The sequence below is a fragment of the Roseococcus sp. SYP-B2431 genome, from assembly GCF_004336745.1.
Taxonomy (GTDB): Bacteria; Pseudomonadota; Alphaproteobacteria; order Acetobacterales; family Acetobacteraceae; genus Roseococcus.
Genome location: NZ_SJXD01000031.1, coordinates 83181 through 101816, shown reverse-complemented (window position 1 = coordinate 101816; position 18636 = coordinate 83181). Strand labels below are relative to the sequence as shown.

The 18636-nt window shown below is 71.0% G+C and carries 17 protein-coding genes; 12 read left to right on the top strand and 5 right to left on the bottom strand.

The window, feature by feature from the left end:
* Positions 1-4 precede the first annotated feature (4 nt).
* Both EJV46_RS22370 and EJV46_RS22365 read left to right on the top strand, forming a co-directional pair.
* Positions 5-163, top strand: coding sequence for an aa3-type cytochrome c oxidase subunit IV (locus tag EJV46_RS22370; protein WP_131550957.1), 159 nt, complete (start codon positions 5-7; stop codon positions 161-163).
* A 37-nt stretch (positions 164-200) separates the two neighbouring features.
* Positions 201-557 carry a GFA family protein gene (locus EJV46_RS22365; RefSeq protein ID WP_206020903.1) on the top strand — a complete coding sequence of 119 codons (357 nt, stop codon included), beginning with the start codon at positions 201-203 and terminating at the stop codon, positions 555-557.
* Positions 558-689: 132 nt separating this feature from the next.
* Here the strand turns inward: EJV46_RS22365 and ndk are convergent, their stop codons facing one another.
* On the bottom strand, positions 690-1112 hold the full coding sequence (gene ndk, locus EJV46_RS22360; protein ID WP_131550955.1) for a nucleoside-diphosphate kinase: 423 nt from the start codon (positions 1110-1112) through the stop codon (positions 690-692).
* 147 nt (positions 1113-1259) lie between these two features.
* Here ndk and EJV46_RS22355 point away from each other — a divergent pair, with 147 nt between their 5' ends.
* The gene (locus EJV46_RS22355) at positions 1260-3119 is read left to right on the top strand and encodes an ABC-F family ATP-binding cassette domain-containing protein (protein ID WP_131550954.1); all 1860 of its coding nucleotides are present in this window, start codon (positions 1260-1262) and stop codon (positions 3117-3119) included.
* A gap of 8 nt (positions 3120-3127) precedes the next feature.
* Here EJV46_RS22355 and EJV46_RS22350 read toward each other — a convergent pair whose 3' ends face one another.
* Both EJV46_RS22350 and EJV46_RS22345 read right to left on the bottom strand, forming a co-directional pair.
* Entirely contained in the window at positions 3128-3874 is a 747-nt protein-coding gene (locus EJV46_RS22350) for a GntR family transcriptional regulator (protein WP_165585689.1), read from the bottom strand.
* An 87-nt stretch (positions 3875-3961) separates the two neighbouring features.
* Positions 3962-6037 (bottom strand): methyl-accepting chemotaxis protein, encoded by a 2076-nt coding sequence (locus tag EJV46_RS22345; RefSeq protein WP_165585688.1) that lies wholly within the window; start codon positions 6035-6037, stop codon positions 3962-3964.
* Positions 6038-6175: 138 nt separating this feature from the next.
* Between EJV46_RS22345 and EJV46_RS22340 the strand changes: the two genes are divergently transcribed.
* The 5 genes from EJV46_RS22340 (at position 6176) to EJV46_RS22320 (ending at position 10660) form a co-directional block, all read left to right on the top strand.
* On the top strand, positions 6176-6787 hold the full coding sequence (locus EJV46_RS22340) for a protein phosphatase CheZ (RefSeq protein WP_131550951.1): 612 nt from the start codon (positions 6176-6178) through the stop codon (positions 6785-6787).
* A 141-nt stretch (positions 6788-6928) separates the two neighbouring features.
* Positions 6929-8137: a CaiB/BaiF CoA-transferase family protein gene (locus EJV46_RS22335; protein WP_131550950.1), complete on the top strand. Its 1209-nt coding sequence runs from the start codon at positions 6929-6931 to the stop codon at positions 8135-8137.
* The gene (locus EJV46_RS22330) at positions 8137-8826 is read left to right on the top strand and encodes a GntR family transcriptional regulator (protein ID WP_131550949.1); all 690 of its coding nucleotides are present in this window, start codon (positions 8137-8139) and stop codon (positions 8824-8826) included. Before EJV46_RS22335 ends, EJV46_RS22330 begins: the two co-directional genes overlap by 1 nt.
* On the top strand, positions 8823-9680 hold the full coding sequence (locus EJV46_RS22325; protein ID WP_131550948.1) for a CoA ester lyase: 858 nt from the start codon (positions 8823-8825) through the stop codon (positions 9678-9680). The genes EJV46_RS22330 and EJV46_RS22325 overlap by 4 nt, the downstream gene beginning before the upstream one ends.
* Positions 9681-9733: 53 nt before the next feature.
* Positions 9734-10660 carry a glucokinase gene (locus EJV46_RS22320; RefSeq protein WP_131550947.1) on the top strand — a complete coding sequence of 309 codons (927 nt, stop codon included), beginning with the start codon at positions 9734-9736 and terminating at the stop codon, positions 10658-10660.
* Positions 10661-10723: 63 nt separating this feature from the next.
* Here the strand turns inward: EJV46_RS22320 and EJV46_RS22315 are convergent, their stop codons facing one another.
* A complete protein-coding gene (locus EJV46_RS22315) occupies positions 10724-11605 on the bottom strand; it encodes a CoA ester lyase (protein ID WP_131550946.1) in 882 nt (293 codons plus the stop codon).
* Positions 11606-11726: 121 nt separating this feature from the next.
* Here EJV46_RS22315 and EJV46_RS22310 point away from each other — a divergent pair, with 121 nt between their 5' ends.
* The 3 genes from EJV46_RS22310 to EJV46_RS22300 are packed head-to-tail and all read left to right on the top strand — an operon-like array spanning position 11727 to position 15539.
* A complete protein-coding gene (locus EJV46_RS22310) occupies positions 11727-13139 on the top strand; it encodes an MmgE/PrpD family protein (RefSeq protein ID WP_131550945.1) in 1413 nt (470 codons plus the stop codon).
* Between the two features lie 14 nt (positions 13140-13153).
* Positions 13154-14518 (top strand): LLM class flavin-dependent oxidoreductase, encoded by a 1365-nt coding sequence (locus tag EJV46_RS22305; protein WP_131550944.1) that lies wholly within the window; start codon positions 13154-13156, stop codon positions 14516-14518.
* Between the two features lie 43 nt (positions 14519-14561).
* Positions 14562-15539, top strand: a complete 978-nt coding sequence (locus EJV46_RS22300) for a tripartite tricarboxylate transporter substrate binding protein (protein ID WP_131550943.1) — start codon at positions 14562-14564, stop codon at positions 15537-15539.
* A gap of 20 nt (positions 15540-15559) precedes the next feature.
* On the opposite strand, the gene aspS is transcribed toward EJV46_RS22300, so the two are convergent.
* Positions 15560-17344, bottom strand: coding sequence for an aspartate--tRNA ligase (gene aspS / locus EJV46_RS22295; protein WP_131550942.1), 1785 nt, complete (start codon positions 17342-17344; stop codon positions 15560-15562).
* Between the two features lie 116 nt (positions 17345-17460).
* Here aspS and rnd point away from each other — a divergent pair, with 116 nt between their 5' ends.
* Positions 17461-18636 carry a ribonuclease D gene (gene rnd / locus EJV46_RS22290; protein ID WP_131550941.1) on the top strand — a complete coding sequence of 392 codons (1176 nt, stop codon included), beginning with the start codon at positions 17461-17463 and terminating at the stop codon, positions 18634-18636.

Here is an 18636-nt window from a genome sequence, read left to right as displayed (position 1 = left end):
GGTCATGACCGATCACCAGATGCAAATCGACATGGTCGAGGTGAAGGCCGAGGACATCATCGCCGACCGCCGGGCGATGTATGACAGCTTCATCACGGCGACCGTGTGGAGCATCGGCGCGACGATCGTGCTGCTGGTGCTGATCTACCTCTTCTTCGGCTGACATGCCGGGGCAGGCCGGCTCCTGCCATTGCGGGGCCGTGCGGTTCCGGATCACGGCGCCGGTCACCGAGCTCACCACCTGCGACTGCTCGCTCTGCGTGAAGAAGAACGCGCTCATGGCCAAGGTCCATGAGAGCGAGCTGGAGATTCTCGCCGGTCAGGACGTGCTGCGCGAATACCGCTGGAACACGCAGCGGGCGCGGCACTTCTTCTGCGGTGAGTGCGGGATCTACACCTTCCACCTCAAGCGGGCCGCGCCGGATCACTACGGTGTGAACGTCTTCTGCCTGGACGGGTTCGACCGCTCCGCGATCCCGGTGCGGGCGACGGAGGGGATGGGGATGACGGTCGAGCATCCCAACCCGCGAGAGGAATGGCCGGGGCCTCGGGGTTAAGGCCAGGGGCTCCGCCCCTGCACCCCGCCAAGAAACTCAGTTTCTTGGATCTTCGATCAAATTCAAGGTATTCGGGTCCAGGGCCGAAAGCCCTGGCGGGGGTCCAGGGGGCAGCGCCCCCTGGAGTATGTCCTACGGCAGCAGCTCGAGGCCCGCGAAGAAGTACGCGATCTCGATGCCCGCATTCTCCAGGCTGTCCGACCCATGCGCGCTGTTCGCCTCGATGCTCTCGGCGAAGAGCTTGCGGATCGTGCCCTCGGCGGCGTTGGCCGGGTTGGTGGCGCCCATCAGCTCGCGGTTCTTGGCCACGGCATTCTCGCCTTCCAGCACCTGCACGACCACGGGGCCGGAGGTCATGAAGGAAACGAGGTCCTTGAAGAAGGGCCGCTCGGCATGCACGCCGTAGAAGGTCTTCGCCTGCTGCTCGCTCATCCAGATGCGCTTCTGCGCGATGATGCGGAGGCCGTTCTCCTCGAAGATCGTGTTGATCTTGCCGGTCAGGTTCCGGCGCGTGGCGTCGGGCTTGATGATGCTGAAGGTGCGTTCGATGGCCATGGGGCGTCCTTTTGCGAGCGATTGCGGCGCAGATGCCCAAGCCGACCGCCGCGCGCAAGCCCTTCTGCGGTCCCTTTGGCCGAATCGGGACCCCGATCCGCGCTTTCGGCGATTTCGCGCTGCGTCATGCTGGTCTAAATCGCCGGCATGACCGTTCTCACCATCCAGGACCTGACCATCCGCATGGCCGGGCGTCCCCTCATGGAGGGCGCCTCGCTGCAGGTGGATGACGGCCGCAAGGTCGGCCTCGTCGGGCGCAACGGCGCCGGCAAGTCCACGCTGCTGAAGGCCGTTCTGGGCGAGCTCCAGCCCGATGGGGGGGAGATCCGCATCGCGAGCCGCGCGCGCATCGGCCATGTCGCGCAGGAGACGCCGGCCGGCGAGACCTCGCTGCTCGACATCGTGCTGGCGGCGGACACCGAGCGCGCCGGCCTGCTCGCCGAGCTGGAAGGCCACCCCGAAGGGGTGCGCGCCGGCGAGATCCACGAGCGGCTCCTGGCCATCCAGGCCGATGCGGCGCCCTCGCGCGCGGCCACCATCCTCGCCGGCCTCGGCTTCGACGCCGCGGCCCAGGCCCGGCCCTCGCGCGAGTATTCCGGCGGCTGGCGCATGCGCGTCTCGCTGGCCCGCGCGCTCTTCCTCGAGCCCGACCTGCTGCTGCTCGACGAGCCCACCAACCACCTCGACCTCGAGGCGGCCATGTGGCTGGAGGGCTGGATCCAGCGCTTCCAGGGGGCGGCGATCATCATCAGCCATGACCGCGGGCTGCTGGAGCGCTGCGTGGATTCCATCGCGCATCTCGACCGCCAGAAGATCACCCTCTACCCCGGCAACTTCGAGAATTTCGTGCGCGTGCGGACCGAGCGCGCCGCCCAGCAGGCGGCGATGAACGTCAAGTTGGCCGCCCAGCGGGCCCATATGCAGTCCTTCGTGGACCGCTTCCGCGCCAAGGCGACGAAGGCCCGTCAGGCGCAGTCGCGCCTCAAGGCGCTGGAGCGGATGCCGGCCATCGAATCCGTCATCGAGGACCACGCGACCCATTTCTCCTTTCCGCAGCCCGAGCAGCTGCCGCCGCCCATCCTGACGGTGAATCGCGGCCAGGCCGGCTACGGCAACCATGTAGTGCTGCGGAACCTGGACATCCGCATCGACCAGGAGGACCGGATCGCGCTGCTCGGCGCCAACGGCAATGGCAAGTCGACGCTGGCGAAGGTGCTGGCAGGGCGCCTCATGCCGCTCTCGGGCGACGTGCACCGCGACCGGCGGATGCGCGTGGGCTATTTCGCCCAGCACCAGGAGGACGACCTCGACCTCGACGGCACGCCGCTGAGCCACATGATCGAGGCCATGCCGAAATCGACGCCGACGCAGTGCCGCTCGCAGCTGGCCCGCTTCGGCCTGGACGCGAACCGGGCGGAGACGCAGGTGCGCGGCCTCTCGGGGGGCGAGAAGGCGCGGCTGCTGATGGCGCTGACCACGCGCGATGCTCCGCATATGCTCATCCTCGACGAGCCCACCAACCACCTCGACATCGATGCGCGCGACGCGCTGGTGAAGGCGCTGGCGGATTACGAGGGCGCGGTGATCCTCATCAGCCACGATCCGCATCTGGTGGAGCTGGTGGCGGACCGGCTCTGGCTGGTGGCCGACGGCAAGGTGACGCCCTTCGAAGGCGACCTCGACGACTATCGCGCGCAGCTTGGCGGTCGAAACACGGGCGCGACGAAGCGCGAGGAGAAGAAGGGCAAGGCGCCAGCGCTGGTGGAGAACAACCGCCCGCAGCACGCGCCGCTGCGCGCGCGCCTCAAGGGCATCGAGGTCACGCTGGCCAAGCTGGCCGAGGAGGCCAAGGTGATCGAGGGCGCGCTGGCCAATCCCAAGCTCTACGAGAGCGGCAAGAACGACCTGATCGCGCGCGCGACGGCGCGGCGGGCGGCGATCGCCAAGGACGTGGAGCGTCTGGAGACGGAGTGGCTCGGCATCACGGAGAAGCTGGAGGCGGCCTAGCCCCGCGCTCAGCCCTCCTTCTTCACCATCGCCCGGTAGGTGAAGCGCGGCGCGGGATGGCAGCTCTCCGACATCTCGAAGACCCGCTGGTTCTGGTCCATGTAGCGCCGGCGGATGATGAGGGCCGGCGCGCCCGGCTCGCAGTCGAGCAGCGCCGCCTGGCTCTCCGGCACGCCGCCGGCCGTCAGGTCCACCTCGACCGCCGCCAGCTGCACGCCGAAGCGCTTCTCCACGAGCGAATAGACCGGCCCGTGATCCACGCCGATCTCCTCGACCACCGCCGCGTATTCCGTCGGGATCAGCACGCTCGTGAAGCAGATGGGGGCGGTGGTGATCCGCACCCGCCGTAGGCTCTCGATGCGCAGCCATGTGTCGCCCTCCGCCACGCCGAGGATGGCGGCGGTCTCGGAATCGAGCTGTGTCTCGCGGGCACGCAGGACGGTGAGGCGGGTCTCCTCCGGATATTGCAGCAGCCCGCCCATGCTGGTGATGTCCTGCACGAAGCGGCCGCGCGTCTCGTGGGCGATGACGCTCGTCCCGCTCCCCTGCCGGCGCGAGACCAGCCCCGCCTCCTCCACGAGCCGCAGCGCCTCGCGGATGGTGTGGCGCGAGGCGCCGTAGAGCACGCAGAGCTCCGTCTCGGTCGGCAGCATCGCCCCGATGGGATGCACTCCGCCGCGGATCTGGGCGAGCAGCTCGTCGGCGATCTGCCGATAGCGCGGCCTGGCATCCTCGGTGTCTCGCTTGGTGGCCACGGCAGTCCCTGATCGCATCCGGGCCTCTGTAAAGGCCGGGCGGAGGTTTCACCAGGGCAGGCGGCATCCCCTTTTCCCCGGCGGGACTCACGCTGCCCGGATCGTGTCCAGGAAGCCGTCCACCTTGCCTCGAAGCGTATCGGCATGGCGCGAGAGGCTGGACGAGGCCTCGCGGAGCCCCGCGGTCGCGGCCGCGGTGGTCTCGGCGCCCTCGATCACCTCCGCCGTCTGGCGCGAGACCTCCTCGGTCCCGGTGGCGGCCTCGGCGACGGCGCGGCCGATCTCCTGCGTGGCGGCGGCCTGCTGCTCGGCGGCGGCGGCGACCTGGGTCGCGATGGCGCTGAGCTCGTCGATGGTCTGGCCGATGCCGCGGATGGCCTCGGCCGCGCGGCCGGTCTCCGTCTGCATGGCGCCGATCTGCAGGCCGATCTGCTCGGTGGCCTTGGCGGTCTGCGCCGCCAGCGCCTTCACCTCGCCCGCGACGACGGCGAAGCCCTTGCCGGCATCGCCCGCGCGCGCGGCCTCGATGGTGGCGTTGAGCGCCAGCAGGTTGGTCTGCGAGGCGATGGAATTGATCAGCCCGATCACGTCGCCGATCCGCTGCGCGACCTCGACGAGGCCGGCCACGGCCGCGTCCGTCGCCCGGGCGTCCTCGGCGGCGCGATGGGCGATGCGGGCGCTCTCGGCCACCTGGCGCGCAACCTCGGAGATGCTGGCCGCGAGCTCCTCGGTGGAGGCCGCGACGGTGTGCACATTGGAGGAGGCGGCGCCAGCCGCGACGGCCATGGCGCCGGCCTGGGTCTTGGCCGCTTCCGCGGCCTCCCCCATCCGGTCGGCGGTGGCATTCAGCGGGGCGGCGGCGCCGGCGACGGCGCCGAGCACCTCGCCCACCTCCGTCTCGAAGCGGCGGATCAGCCCCTCGGTGCGGTCGGCGCGGGCGGCCTTGGCCGCCTGCTCCGCGGCGGCGGCCGCCGCCAGCTGCTGCGCCTGCAGCCCCCTCTCGCGCAGCACCTCGACGGCCGCCGCCATACTGCCGATCTCGTCGGCGCGGTCGCGGAACGGGACCTCGACGGCATGGTCGCCCTGCGCGAGCCGTTCGACCGTCGCGGTGATGGCGAGGACGGGCGTGACCACCCGGCGGTTCAGCAGCCAGGCGAAGAGCCCCAGGCCGATGCCGAGCAGGACCGCGGCGCCCAGCGCGAGCGCGAGGGCCATGTTCTCCCGGGCCTGCTCGGCCCCGGCCAGCGCGGTCGCCTCGGCCAGCGCGGCGTCCCGCACCAGCAGCAGCCGCTGCATCTCGGGCGTCGCGAAGCTGGTGAACTGCGCCGGCGTCAGCGGATAGGCGCTGCCCGCGCGGCCGGCCGTGACCAGCGCCTCCGTCTGGCGCGTCGCGTCGCCGAAGTAGCGGCTCTGCACCTCCGCGATGGCGGCCGCCAGGCGCGGCGGCTGGTCCATCAGCGCCGCCAGCATCCTCACCTGCGACCAGACGAGGTCGAGCGAGCGGCCCGCGCCGGCGATGGTCTCCAGCTCCGGCGCGGTGAGCGCGCGGCCGCTGTTCACGGCGGTGGAGATGGGGACGATGCGTCGGCCCGCCGCGTCGCGCAGATCCCAGCTGAGCCGCGCGACGAGGATCAGCATGTCCAGCCCGCGCCCGCCGCGCGCGATGTCCCGATGGCTGGCTCCGAGGGCCGTGCCGATCGTCTCCAGCGCGGTGTTGTAGACCTGTTCCGGGCGGGCGCGCTGCGCGGCGTCCCGCCGGTCCGGCGCAAGCTGGATGAGCGCGTTCATCGCCGGGCGAAGCGCCAGGAGCTGCGGGCCGATCGCCTCGACGCGCCGGATGTGCTCCTCCATGCCATGCGTGCCGCGGAGGCCGGTCAGCGCCTCGGCCAGGGCGGCGTCCGTGTCGCGCGCGATCCCGGCGAGGCGCGCCAGCAGCGCCGCGTCGGCGGGGGCGGTGCTGGCCACGCGGATCATGTAGTTGCCGCGCTCGATCACGAGCTTCTCGGTGAGGCGCAGCAGGCCGGCGGCGGCCTCGGTCTGGCGGGTGGCCTCCCGCGCGGCGACGCCGCGCTGCCAGTGATCCCAGGCGATGGAGCCGGATGCCATGGCGCCGGCGGCGGCCAGGCCCAGCATGGCCCAGTTGAAGAGTGCTCGGATACGCATGCGCCTGTCCCATCCCGTCTCGATGAGCCGTGTGTAGGGCGCGCGCCTTGCCGAAACCCTAACGAGGCCGGACTTTCGCGTTAACCGGCGCTTCATCGGTCCCGCGCTAGGAGGGAGAGATGACACCCGGGGCGCAGGATGCTGAAACGAGAGACCGATATTCAGGCCGAGCTGCGCGGCGCGGTGCAGGCCGAGTTCCGGCCCCTCTTCGCCGAGCTGCAGCGCTTCGTGGACCGCCGCATCGCCGAGTTGAGCGCGGAGCTGCATGCGAGCGTACAGCTCGCCGACATGACGGAGGAGCGCATCTCGCGCGAGCTCGCGCAGGTTCAGGAGAGGATCGCGCGCCTGGTCGCGGTGCCGACGGCATCGACCCGCAACAGCGGCGTGGAGCTGGAGGCGGTGGTGCTCGCGACCGAGTCGGCGGCGAACACCATCATGGAGGCGGCGGAGGCCATCCAGGACTGGATCCAGCGCGGCGAGCGGGATCCGGACGCGATCGAGACCCTGGCCGGCAGGGTGAACTCCATCTTCGAGGCCTGCAGCTTCCAGGACGTCACGGGGCAGAGGATCCGGCGCGCGATCCAGCACCTTCAGCAGGTGGAATCGGTGCTGGAGCGCTTCCTGCCGCAGGATCCCGCGCGGCCGCGCGGGCCGCGGGTGGAGGTGCGGACGCAGCTTCGCACGGTGGCCGCGCCGGCCACGGCCGAGGACCTGGCGCAGGCGCAGATCGACGCGCTGCTGAACGGGTAGTGAGAGGGGCGTGGAGAACCCCGCCTCAGCCCGCCGGGCGGTGGGCGGCACGGCGATCCTTCAGGGCCATGTCTCGGGCTCATCTTGACCGGACAAATTTGGCGCGTGCAGACTGTCTGCAACCAAATTCCGAGGAGACACATGCCCGAACCCCGCCCCCAGCCGCTCGACGGTGTCCGCGTCGTGGACGTGTCGAGCTTTCTCGCGGGGCCCTTCTGCTCCACCCAGCTCGCGGAATTCGGCGCCGAGGTCATCAAGCTCGAACTGCCCATCGTGGGCGACCCGCTGCGCAAGTTTGGCAGCGTCACGGAATGCGGCGAGACGCTGCCCTGGCTCTCCGAATGCCGGAACAAGAAATCCGCGACGCTGGACCTGCGCAAGCCGGACGGCGCCGCGCTGCTGAAGCGCATGGTCGCCGAGGCCGACATCCTGGTGGAGAACTTCCAGCCCGGTACGCTGGAGAAATGGGGCCTCGGCTGGGACGTGATGCAGGAGGTGAATCCGCGCCTCATCATGGTCCGCATTTCCGGCTTCGGGCAGACCGGGCCCTACAAGGGCCGCCCGGGATTCGGCCGCATCGGCAATGCCTTCGGCGGGCTCTCCTTCCTCGCCGGCTATCCCGACCGGCCGCCGGTGACGCCGGGCTCGGCCACCATCCCGGACTACCTGGCCGGGCTCTACGGCGCCTTCGGGGCGCTGCTCGCCATGCAGGCGCGGGAGAAGACGGGGAAGGGGCAGGTGGTCGACATCGGCCTCTACGAGCCGATCTTCCGCATCCTCGACGAGCTGGCGCCCTCCTTCCAGCTCAACGGCTATATCCGTCAGCGGATGGGGCCCGGCACCGTGAACGTCGTGCCGCACAGCCACTATCCGACGAAGGACGGCCGCTGGATCGCCATCGCCTGCACCAGCGACAAGATCTTTTCGCGACTTGCCGGCGCCATGGGCGTGCCGGAATGGGGCGGCGAGGGGAAATGGGGGACCGTGCGGCGGCGCGAGGCGGAGCGCGAGATCGTCGACGAATACGTCGGCAAATGGACCGCGCAGCACACCCGCGACGAACTCCAGGCCGTCTGCGAGGCGAACGAGGTGCCCTTCGGCCCCGTCTATTCCATCGACGAGATCTTCCAGGACCCGCAATACGCGGCCCGCGAAAACATCCTCACGGTGAAGGACGACCGCGTGGGCGAGCTGGCCATTCCCAACGTCGTGCCGCGGCTCACCGACACCCCGGGCGGCGTGAAGTGGCTCGGCCCCTCGATGGGCGAGCACAATGACGAGGTCTATCGCGGCTGGATGAAGCTGGACCAGGCCGAGATCGACCGGCTCAAGGGTCTCCAGGTGATCTGATGGAACCGCGCTGGACCCTGCCGCCGCGGGCCTCGCTCGCCGAGACCCTGGCCGCGCGCATGGTCGAGGCGATGCGCGCCGGCGAGCTCACCCCCGGCGAGCGGATCATCGAGGCCACGCTGGCGGCCCGCTTCGGCGTCAGCCGGGGCCCGCTGCGCGAGGCGCTGAAGGCGCTGGAGGCCGAGCAGCTGGTGGAACGCCAGCCCGGCCATTCGCCCCGCGTGCGAAGCGTCTCGCCGGACGAGGCCGCGCAGATGGTGGTGATGCGGGCGATGCTGGAGGGGCTGGCCGCGCGGCTGGTGGCGGCGCGCTGCACCCCGTCGATCCTGGCCGAGCTGGCGGCCCAGCACCAGCGCATCCGCGTGGCGGCGCTGGGCGATCGCACCAGCGAGTGGCGCGACGAGGACTGGCGCTTCCACGAGATGGTCTGCCGCCACTCCGGCAACGAATTCCTGCTGCGCTCCTGGCTCTCGATGAGCAACCTGGTGCGCCTTTTCCTGCACCGGCATCCGGCCTTCGAGCGGGAGGGGCCCGAGGGGAGCCAGGCCGTGCTGCTCAATCACGACCGGCTGCTGGGCGCATTGGCCTCGCGCGACCCGGACCGCGCCGAGGCCGCCTTCCGCGACGTGATCCTGGAGAGCGGCTTCTCCGGCCTGGGAGTGAAGCCTCCGCCGGGGATCCGCGCATGAAGCCCCGCCTGCGCCGCTCGATGATGATCACGCCTGGCCATCGCCGGGAGCGGCTGGAGAAGGCCGCCACGCTCGCCGCCGACAGCCTGGCCTTCGACCTCGAGGACGGCGTGCCGCCCGCGCGCAAGGCGGAGGCCCGCGCCAACGTCGCCGCCGTGCTGCGCGAGGTGGCGTTCGGCCGGCGCGAGCGCGCGGTGCGGATCAACGGCCTCGGCACGGCGGAATTCGCGCTCGACCTCGCGGCGCTGCCCTGGGACCGGCTGGACGCGGTGCTGATCCCCAAGGTGGAAGGCCCGGAGGCACTTTTGGAGCTGGACGCGAGGCTCGCCCGGCTGGCGCCGGGCATCGCCGTCATCGCGACGATCGAGACGCCGCGCGGGGTACTGAACGCGCTGGCCATCGCCGATGCCTCGCCGAACCTCGCCGGGATCTTCTTCGGCCCGGGCGACTACACGCTGCAAACCGGCGGGGCCCTGACCCGCCGCGGGCTGGAATTCCCCCGCGCGACCATCGCCGCCGCGGCCGGCGCGGTGGGCGCCCAGGCGATCGACGCGCCCTTCCTGCTCGGCCTGCGGGACGTGGAAGGCACGCGCGCCGATGCCGAGGCGGCGCGGGAGCTCGGCTTCTCGGGCAAGGTCGTCTTCCACCCGGACCAGATCGCGCCCGTGAACGCCGCCTTCACGCCCGACGCGGCCGAGGTCGCGAGGGCCCGTCGCTTCGTGGCCGCCTATCGCGAGGCGGCCGCCCGCGGCGAGGCCACGGCGCTGGTCGACGGCGAGTTCGTCGCCATGGATCTCCTGCCGCGGATGGAGAGCCTGATCGCGCTGGCCGAGGACGCCGCCGCGATCGGGTGATGTCAAACCGCCTGTAAGGGCGTTACCCCCGGCGATGGGAGGCTTTCACCGGCATGCATGAAGTTCTGATCGCCGATCTCGGCGGCACGCGCGCCCGCTTCGCCCTGGCCCGCGAGGGCCGCTTCGGCCAGGTGGCGGCCCAGCGCGTGGCCGACCACGCGACGCCGGCGCCCGCGATCCGCGCGGCGCTGGCGGCGCTGGGTGGCGCGCCCCAGGAGGCCATCCTGGCCGTGGCGGCGCCGATCTCGGAGGGGCGCGCGCGGCTCACCAATGCGACCTGGGCGCTGGATGCGGCTGAACTGGCCGGCGAGCTCGGCCTCGCGAGGATGCGGCTGGTGAACGACCTGGAGGCCATGGCCTGGTCGCTGCCGGCGCTGGAGGCGGAGGAGGTCGAGACCTGGGCCGAGGGCGTGCCCGTCGCGGGCGCGCCGATGGCCGTGGTGGCGCCGGGAACGGGGCTCGGCGTGGCGGCATTCCTGCCCGGGCTCGGCGTGCTGGCGACGGAGGCCGGCCATGCGAGCTTCGCCCCGCGCGACGCGATGGAGGAGGCGCTGCTGGCCTGGCTGCGCGAGCGGCAGGGCGCGGTCTCGACGGAGGACCTGCTGGGCGGCGTGGGGCTCTCGACGCTGCATGAGGGGATCGCGCGGCTGCGCGGGGTGAAGGCGCCGGCCCTGGACGGCGCGGGGATCGACGAGGCGGCGGAGGCGGGCGATCCCGTCGCGCTGGAGGCGGTGGCGGTGTTCTGGCGGGCGCTGGGCGGCTTCTGCGGCGACGTGGCGCTGACGCTGGGCGCGCGCGGCGGCGTGTATCTGGCGGGCGGCGTGGCGCAGTCCTTCGCCGGGATGCTGCCGCGCGAGGCATTCCTGGAGCGCTTCCGCGACCGCCCCCGCATGCGCGACTACCTGACGCGCATCCCGATCCGCCTGATCACCCACAAGCAGCCCGGCCTGGTGGGTCTGGCGCGCATGGCGCAAACCTGAAGTTGCGTCAGGGGCCTGGGGATCGACACGATCCCCAGCGGGGCATGGGGCGGAGCCCCATCCTTACTGTCGTATTCTGTCCGCCAGCTTCAGCACCCGCAGCGCCCGCTCGACGATAGGGTAGTCCACGAACCGCCCCTCCACCTGGATCGAGGCCAGCCCCTTCGCCTCCGCCTCCGCAAAGGCCGCGGCGATCGTCTTCGCTCGCGCGATCTCGGCCTCGGAAGGCGAGAAGGCCGCATTGGCCACCGCGATCTGGTCCGGATGGATGCACATCTTCCCCTGGAACCCCAGCGCCACGCCGCGCTTGCAGGAGGCGGCGAAGGCCTCGGCCTCGCGCAGCTCGATCCAGACGGTGTCGATGGGCGCCTCCAGCCCGGCGGCGCGGCTTTGCACCACCATCTGGGCGCGGGCGGCCTCCAGCTCCGTCTCCGCCAGGCCCCAGCTCAGGCCGAGGTCGAGCGTGTAGTCGCCCGCGCCGAAGGCCAGCCGGCGCACCCGGCCGCCGAGCGTGGCGGCGGCGGCGGCCAGCGCGCCGAGCCCGGCCATGCCGCGCGCCGTCTCGATGATGGGCATGACCTCGATGCCGCGATCGGGCAGGCCCTGCGCGCGCTCCAGCGCGGAGATCATCCAGTCCACGGCGACGAGCTGGGCCGCGGATTCCAGCTTGGGCAGGACGATTCCGTCGAGCCGCGCGGCGATGATGGACTGCACGTCGCCGAAGCAGAACTCGGTGTCGAAGGCATTCACCCGGATGAAGGCGCGGCCGGTGCGCGGGCGCTCCAGCAGGGCGCGGACATGGTCGCGCGCGGCCACCTTGGCGGCGATCGCGACCGCGTCCTCCAGGTCCAGGATGACGGCGTCCGCATCGAGGGTCAGCGCCTTGCCCGCGCGGCGCTCATGGTCGCCGGGGGCGAAGAGGAAGGTGCGGTTTGGTGCGCTCATGCCTCACGCTAGGCGGCGCTCCCGTCGGCAGCAAGACAGTCTTGTCCGGACCTTTGACAGGAATGTCCGGACTGCACATCATGCCGCCGAAGGCGTGGAACACGCCGCGAGGGAGAACGCCATGGACAGCCTGCCGCAGAGCCTCGACGCCAGCGTCGGCACGCCGATCTCCACGCAGCTCGGCGAATTCGCGACCTCGCTGCGCTGGGAGGAGATTCCGGCCGATGTGGTGGCCCAGGCGAAGCGCCACATGCTGGACGCGCTGGGCATCGCGCTGGCCGCCTCGGGCTTCGACTTCGCGCGGCGCACCGCGCTGGCGATCGGCGGGCTTGCAGGGCAGGGGACGCATCCCGTGGTCGGCCTGCCCATGCGGCTGCCGCTGCGCGACGCGGTGCTGGTGAACGGCAGCTTCATCCACGGGCTGGACTACGACGACACGCATTCGGATTCGGTGGTGCACGCCTCGGCGAGCGCGGTGCCCACGGCGCTGCACATGGCGCGCGAGCACGGGGCGAGCGGGGCCGAGGCGGTGCTGGCCTATATCCTCGGCATCGAGGCCTCGGCGCGGATCGGCGCGGCGGCGCAGAGCCTGTTCCACCAGGTCGGCTTCCACCCCACGGGCATGGTCGGCACCTTCGGCTGCGCGCTGACGGCGGGGCGGTTGGCCGGCGCCACGGCCGCGCAGATCGCGGCGGCGCAGGGCATCCTGCTCTCGACGGCGGCGGGCTCGCTGGAATTCCTGGAGGATGGCTCCTGGACCAAGCGGCTGCATCCCGGCTTCGCGGGGGCGAATGCGATCACGGCGGTGGCGCTGGGGCGCGGCGGCTTCAAGGCACCGCCGGCGGCCTATGAGGGGCGCTTCGGCCTCTTCCGCATGCACCTGCAGGAGAAGACGCCGGGCGATCTCTCCCGCTGCACTGATGCGCTTGGCGAGCTCTGGGAGATGCGCAACAACGCGCTGAAGCCCTATCCCGCCTGCCATTTCAACCACGCCTTCGCCGATGCGGCGCTGGCGCTGCGCGCGGCGCATGGGCTGCGGCCGGAGGAGGTGAAGCGCGTCACCGCCCGCATCCACCCGCGCCAGGTGAAGGTGGTCTGCGAGCCCGAGGCCTCGAAGCGGCGGCCCGCCAATTCCTACGACGCGCAGTTCAGCGTGCACTACGCCATCGCCTCCTGCCTGCTGCACGGCCGCTTCACGCTGGACGAGCTGGAGGAGGACAGGATCCGCGATCCCCGTGCCTTGGCGCTCTGCGACCGCACGGGCTACGAGCTGGACGAGACGCTGAACTTCCCCCGCTACTATGGCGGCGAGCTGGCCATCGAGACGATGGACGGCCGCACGCTCACCCATCGCGAGCCGATGAACCGCGGCTCCGACGGCAATCCGCTCTCGTCGGCGGATGTCGAGCGGAAGTTCACCGACAACGCCCGCCGCGTCTTCTCCGCGGACCGGGCGCAGCGGGTTCTGGAGCTTGTCATGGGGCTCGATTCCGCGCCGGATACCGTCGCGCTCACCGAGGCGCTGAACGGCTGAGGAAATATCCAAGAATGTCACGACGCGGCGAAATGGCCCTGGTCGCCTTCCTCCAGGCGCAGAACTGCTCGAACTATGCCGGCTCCTGGCGCCACCCCGAGACGATGCAGGACTATCTCAAGCCGCAATACTACCAGCGCATCGCGCGCATCCTCGAGGACGGCCGCTTCCACATGGCCTTCTTCGACGACCGGCTCGCCATGCCCGACATCCTAGGCCGCGACCATGCCGAGGCGGTGCGCAACGGCGTCCGGGTGGTGAAGATGGACCCGGTCTCCATCCTCAGCGCCATGGGATACGCGACGGAGAAGCTGGGCCTCGGCGCCACCTATTCGACCACCTATTACGAGCCCTTCCACATCGCCCGCGTCTTCGCCACGCTGGACCACATGCTGGGCGGGCGCGTGGCCTGGAACGTCGTGACCTCGCTGAACGACAGCGAGGCGCGCAATATGGGCCGCAGCGAGCACCCCGAGCACGACCTGCGCTACGACCGCGCCGACGAGTTCCTGGAGATCGTCCTCTCGCTCTGGGATGCCTGGGACGACGACGCCATCCGGAACGACCGCGAGACCGGCATCTTCGCCGACCCGGCGAAGGTGCGGCGGCTCAAGCACAAGGGCCGCTGGTACGATGTCGAGGGCACCTTCACCGTGCCGCGCACGCCGCAGGGCCGCCCCGTCCTGCTCCAGGCCGGCCAGAGCGGGCGCGGCAAGACCTTCGCCGCGAACTGGGGCGAGCTGATCTTCGTCACCCAGCGCAACATCGAGGCCGCGCGCGCGAACTACCGCGAGTTCAAGGAGAGCATCGCCGCCCTCGGCCGCAACCCGGATGGGGTGAAGGTCTGCCCCGCCATCTACTCCATCATCGGCACCTCGGAGGACGAGGCGGCCGAGAAGAAGGCGCGGATCGAGGCGCTGGCCAGGCCGGTGGACGCGCTCGCCCTGCTCTCCGAGGTGCTGAACTATGATTTCGCCAGCAAGCGCCTGGACGAGACCTTCACCGACGAGGAGCTGGCCGGGATCAAGGGCCTCCAGGGCATCCGCGACCGCGTGGTGCAGGGCTCGGGCAAGAAGAACCCCACTGTCGCCGATTTCGTGGAGGTGAGCGGCCGCGGCACGATCCGCGACTTCACGGGCTTCCACGGCACGCCCAGGAAGATTGCCGACGACATGGCCGAATGGTTCGAGACCGAGGCCTGCGACGGCTTCGTCCTCGCCGCCACGCACATGCCCGGCGCCTACGAGGATTTCGTGCGCCTGGTCGTGCCCGAGCTGCAGCGCCGCGGCCTCTTCCGCAAGGAGTACCGCGGCACGACGCTGCGCGAGAACCTCGGCCTTCCGCGCGCACAACAGGACGACTGGAGACGATCGAGCTGACGCCGAACGGCCGGAGAGCCGCGGCGCGACAGGGGAGGAAACGATGCTTCGCTTCACACGCCGCGCCGTTCTCGCGACCGGGCTCGCCACGCCGATGCTGGCGCGCGCGCAGACCTATCCCTCCCGTCCGGTCCGCATCGTCGTGCCCTTCCCGCCGGGCAATATGAGCGACCTCATCGCGCGCGTCCTCATCGAGGAGATGCAGGCGCGCCACGGCGTGCAGGTCGTGGTGGACAACCGCGCCGGCGCGACCGGCGCCATCGGCGTGCAGGCCGTCACCTCGGCCCCGCCGGACGGGCACACGCTGCTGCTGACCAGCAATTCGCCCATCGTGGTGAACCCCGCCGTCACGCCCAACCTGCCCTTCGACGTGACGCGCGACCTCGTCTCGATGGCCCTCATCGGCTGGACCGGCTTCCTCATCGTCGTCCCGCCGGATTTCCCGGCGAGCACCCTGGCCCAGGCGGTGGCGCTGATGCGCGCCACGCCCGGCCGCTACATCGCGGCCAATCCCGGCATGGGGACGGCCGGCCACCTCAATACCGAGATGTTCTCGCGCCTCACGGGCGCGCGGATGGAGCAGGTGCCCTATCGGGGCAGCGCGCAGGCGCTGCTCGACCTCTCCACCGGCCGCGTGCAGTTCATGATCGACGCGATGACGAGTGCGATGCCGCAGGTGCAGGGCGGGCGGGTGAAGGCGCTGGCCGTGGTCGCGCGCAGCCGCTCGCCGCTGCTGCCCGAGGTGCCGAGCATGCGCGAGGCGGGCGTGCCCGAGGTCGCGGATTTCGAGAGCCTGGCCTGGGCCGGGATCATGGGGCCGGCCGGCACGCCGACGGGCGTGACCCTCTACTGGAACCGCGTCGTCAACGAGTTGCTACGGGAGGAGGGCTTCCGGCGCCGCCTGGCGCAGCAGAACGTGGAGGCCGCGCCGCCCAGCGGACCCGAAAGGCTCGCGGACCTCGTCACCACGGACCTCGCGCGCTGGCGCCAGCTCGTGCGCGACGCCCATATCGTGATCTGATTCGCGGAGCGCGATCCGCTTCAGCCCTGCTTCTTGGCCGGCGGCATCTGGACGCGGATCGACAGCTCCTTCAGCCGGATCTCCTCCACCTCGGAGGGCGAGCCCATCATCAGCTCCTCGCCCTGCTGGTTCATGGGGAAGAGGTTCACCTCGCGCAGGTTCGGCTCCTCGGCCAGCAGCATGACGATGCGGTCGATGCCGGCCGCCATGCCGCCGTGCGGCGGGGCGCCGTAGCGGAAGGCGTTCAGCATGCCGCCGAACCGCTCCTCCACGGCCTCGGGCGGATAGCCCGCGATGCCGAAGGCCTTCACCATGATCTCCGCCTTGTGGTTGCGGATCGCGCCCGAGGCCATCTCATAGCCGTTGCAGACGATGTCATACTGATAGGCCGGGATGGTCAGCGGGTCCTGGGTCTCCAGCGCCGCCATCTCGCCCTGCGGCATCGAGAAGGGGTTGTGGCTGAAATCGACCTGATTGGTCTCCTCGTTCAGCTCGTAGAAGGGGAAGTCGGTGATCCAGCAGAAGCGGAAGCCGGTCTTCTCGGTCAGGCCCAGCTCGTTGCCCAGCCGCAGCCGCGTCTGCCCCGCGAACTTGGCCGCATCGGCCTCCTTGCCCGCGGCGAAGAACACGGCGTCGCCGGCCTTCAGGCCGCAGGCCACGCGGATCGCCTCGGCGCGGTCGCCCTCCAGGTTCTTGGCGATCGGGCCCTTTGGGCCGTCCGCGTCGAAGGTGATGTAGCCGAGGCCGCCGGCGCCCTCGGCGCGCGCCCACTCGTTCAGCTTGTCGAAGAAGCTGCGCGGATTGCCGCCGGCGCCCGGCGCGGGGATCGCACGCACCACGCCGCCGCCGGCCGTGATCTTGGCGAAGAGCCCGAAGCCCGAGCCCCTGAACTGCTCGCTGACGTCGTGGATCACCAGCGGGTTGCGCAGGTCCGGCTTGTCCGAGCCGTAGTCCAGCATGGCCTGGGCATAGGGAATTCGGCGCCAGGGGCCGGCATCGACATGTCGGCCCTCGGCGAATTCCTCGAAGGTGCCGCGGATCACCGGCTCCATGGAGGTGAAGACGTCCTCCTGCGTGACGAAGCTCATCTCCACGTCGAGCTGGTAGAACATCAGCGTGCGGTCGGCGCGGCCGGCCTCGTCGCGGAAGCAGGGGGCGATCTGGAAGTAGCGGTCGAAGCCCGCGACCATGGTGAGCTGCTTGTACTGCTGCGGGGCCTGCGGCAGGGCGTAGAACTTGCCGGGATGCAGGCGGGCCGGCACCAGGAAGTCGCGCGCGCCCTCGGGCGAGGAAACGGTCAGGATCGGCGTCTGGAACTCGTTGAAGCCGATCGCGATCATGCGGCGGCGGATGCTGTCGATGATCTGCGCGCGCAGGATCATGTTGCGCTGGAGCCGCTCGCGGCGGAGGTCGAGGAAGCGGTAGCGCAGCCGCATCTCCTCCGGCGCCTCCTGCTCCTGGGCGACCTGGAAGGGCAGGACCTCGGCGGCGGATTGCAGCACCAGCTCCTTCACCCGCAGCTCGACGGCGCCGGTCGGCAGCTTGTCATTCACCGTCCCGGGCTCGCGGTTCACGACCTCGCCGGTGACGGTGATGACGCTCTCCACCCGCACGGCATCGGCCGCCGCGAAGACCGCCGAGCCCGAGGGGATGACGCATTGGGTCAGCCCGTAATGGTCCCGCAGGTCGATGAAGAGCAGGCCGCCATGGTCGCGCTTGCGGTGCACCCAGCCGGAGAGTCGGGCGGTCTGCCCAGCGGACTCGGCGCGGAGGGCGCCGCAGGTGTGGGTGCGGTAGGCGTGCATGGGAACCTTGCAGGTCTGGGAGATCGACGGCGGAAAGGGCCTTCCCGGGGGCGCTCTGTCAACCCGTCCCGGACCAAGCCCTTGCATGCCGGCCGTTCCGGCCGCAAAGCGAAGCCATGGCCCGCATGCAAGACCCGACCCCACGCCTGATCACCCAGTCCGCCGAGCTCGCGGAGCTGTGCGACCGGCTGCGCACCGAACCCTTCGTCACCGTCGATACCGAGTTCATGCGCGAGCGCACCTATTGGCCCGAGCTCTGCGTGGTGCAGTTGGCAGGCGCCCAGGACGTGGCGGTGGTGGACGCCCAGGCCGAGGGCATGGACCTCGCCCCCCTGGGCGACCTCCTGGCAGATCCCGCCGTGGTGAAGGTCTTCCATGCCGCCCGGCAGGACGTGGAGATCTTCCTCCTCAAGTTCGGCGCCGTCCCGACCCCGCTCTTCGACACCCAGGTCGCCGCCATGGTGGCCGGCTTCGGCGACCAGGCCAGCTACGACAGCCTGGTCCGCGCCCTGGCCGGCGCCTCGATCGACAAGGCGCACCGCTTCAGCGACTGGTCGGCCCGGCCCCTCTCAGCCTCGCAGATCGCCTATGCCGCCGGCGACGTGACGCATCTGCGCCGGGTCTATCTGAGCCTGCGCGAGAAGCTGATGAAGGAAGGCCGGCTCGACTGGGTGGCGCAGGAGATGGACGCCCTGCTGGAGCCCTCCACCTATATCACCGAGCCCTCCGAGGCCTGGGAGCGGCTGAAGCCCAAGTCGGGCAACCGCCGCTTCCTGGGCGTCCTGCGCGCCGCCGCGGCCTGGCGCGAGGCGGAGGCGCAGCGGATCAATATCCCGCGCGGCCGGCTGGTGAAGGACGAATCCCTGGCCGAGGTGGCGGCGACGGCGCCCGAGACGGTGGAGCAGCTGGCCCGCGTGCGCGGGGTTTCCGAGGGCTTCGCGCGCGGCAAGTCGGGCGTGTCGCTGATCGCCGCGATCGTCGAGGCGAAGAAGCTGCCCGAGGAGGCACTGCCCCTGCCGCTGGAGGCCCGCAAGGGCGCCGGCGCCTCGCCGGCCCTGGTCGCCCTGCTCAAGGTGCTGCTGGCGGCGAGCGCCGAGGCGCACCACGTCGCGCCCAAGCTACTGGCCGACACCGAGGACCTGGAGCGGCTGGCGAGCGAGAGCGAGCCGGACATCCGCGCCCTGTCCGGCTGGCGGCGCGAGGTTTTTGGGGCCGATGCGCTGGCGCTGAAGACCGGGCAGCTCGCGCTGGGCGTGGCGGGCCGGCGGGTGCGGCTCATCCGCACGGAGTAG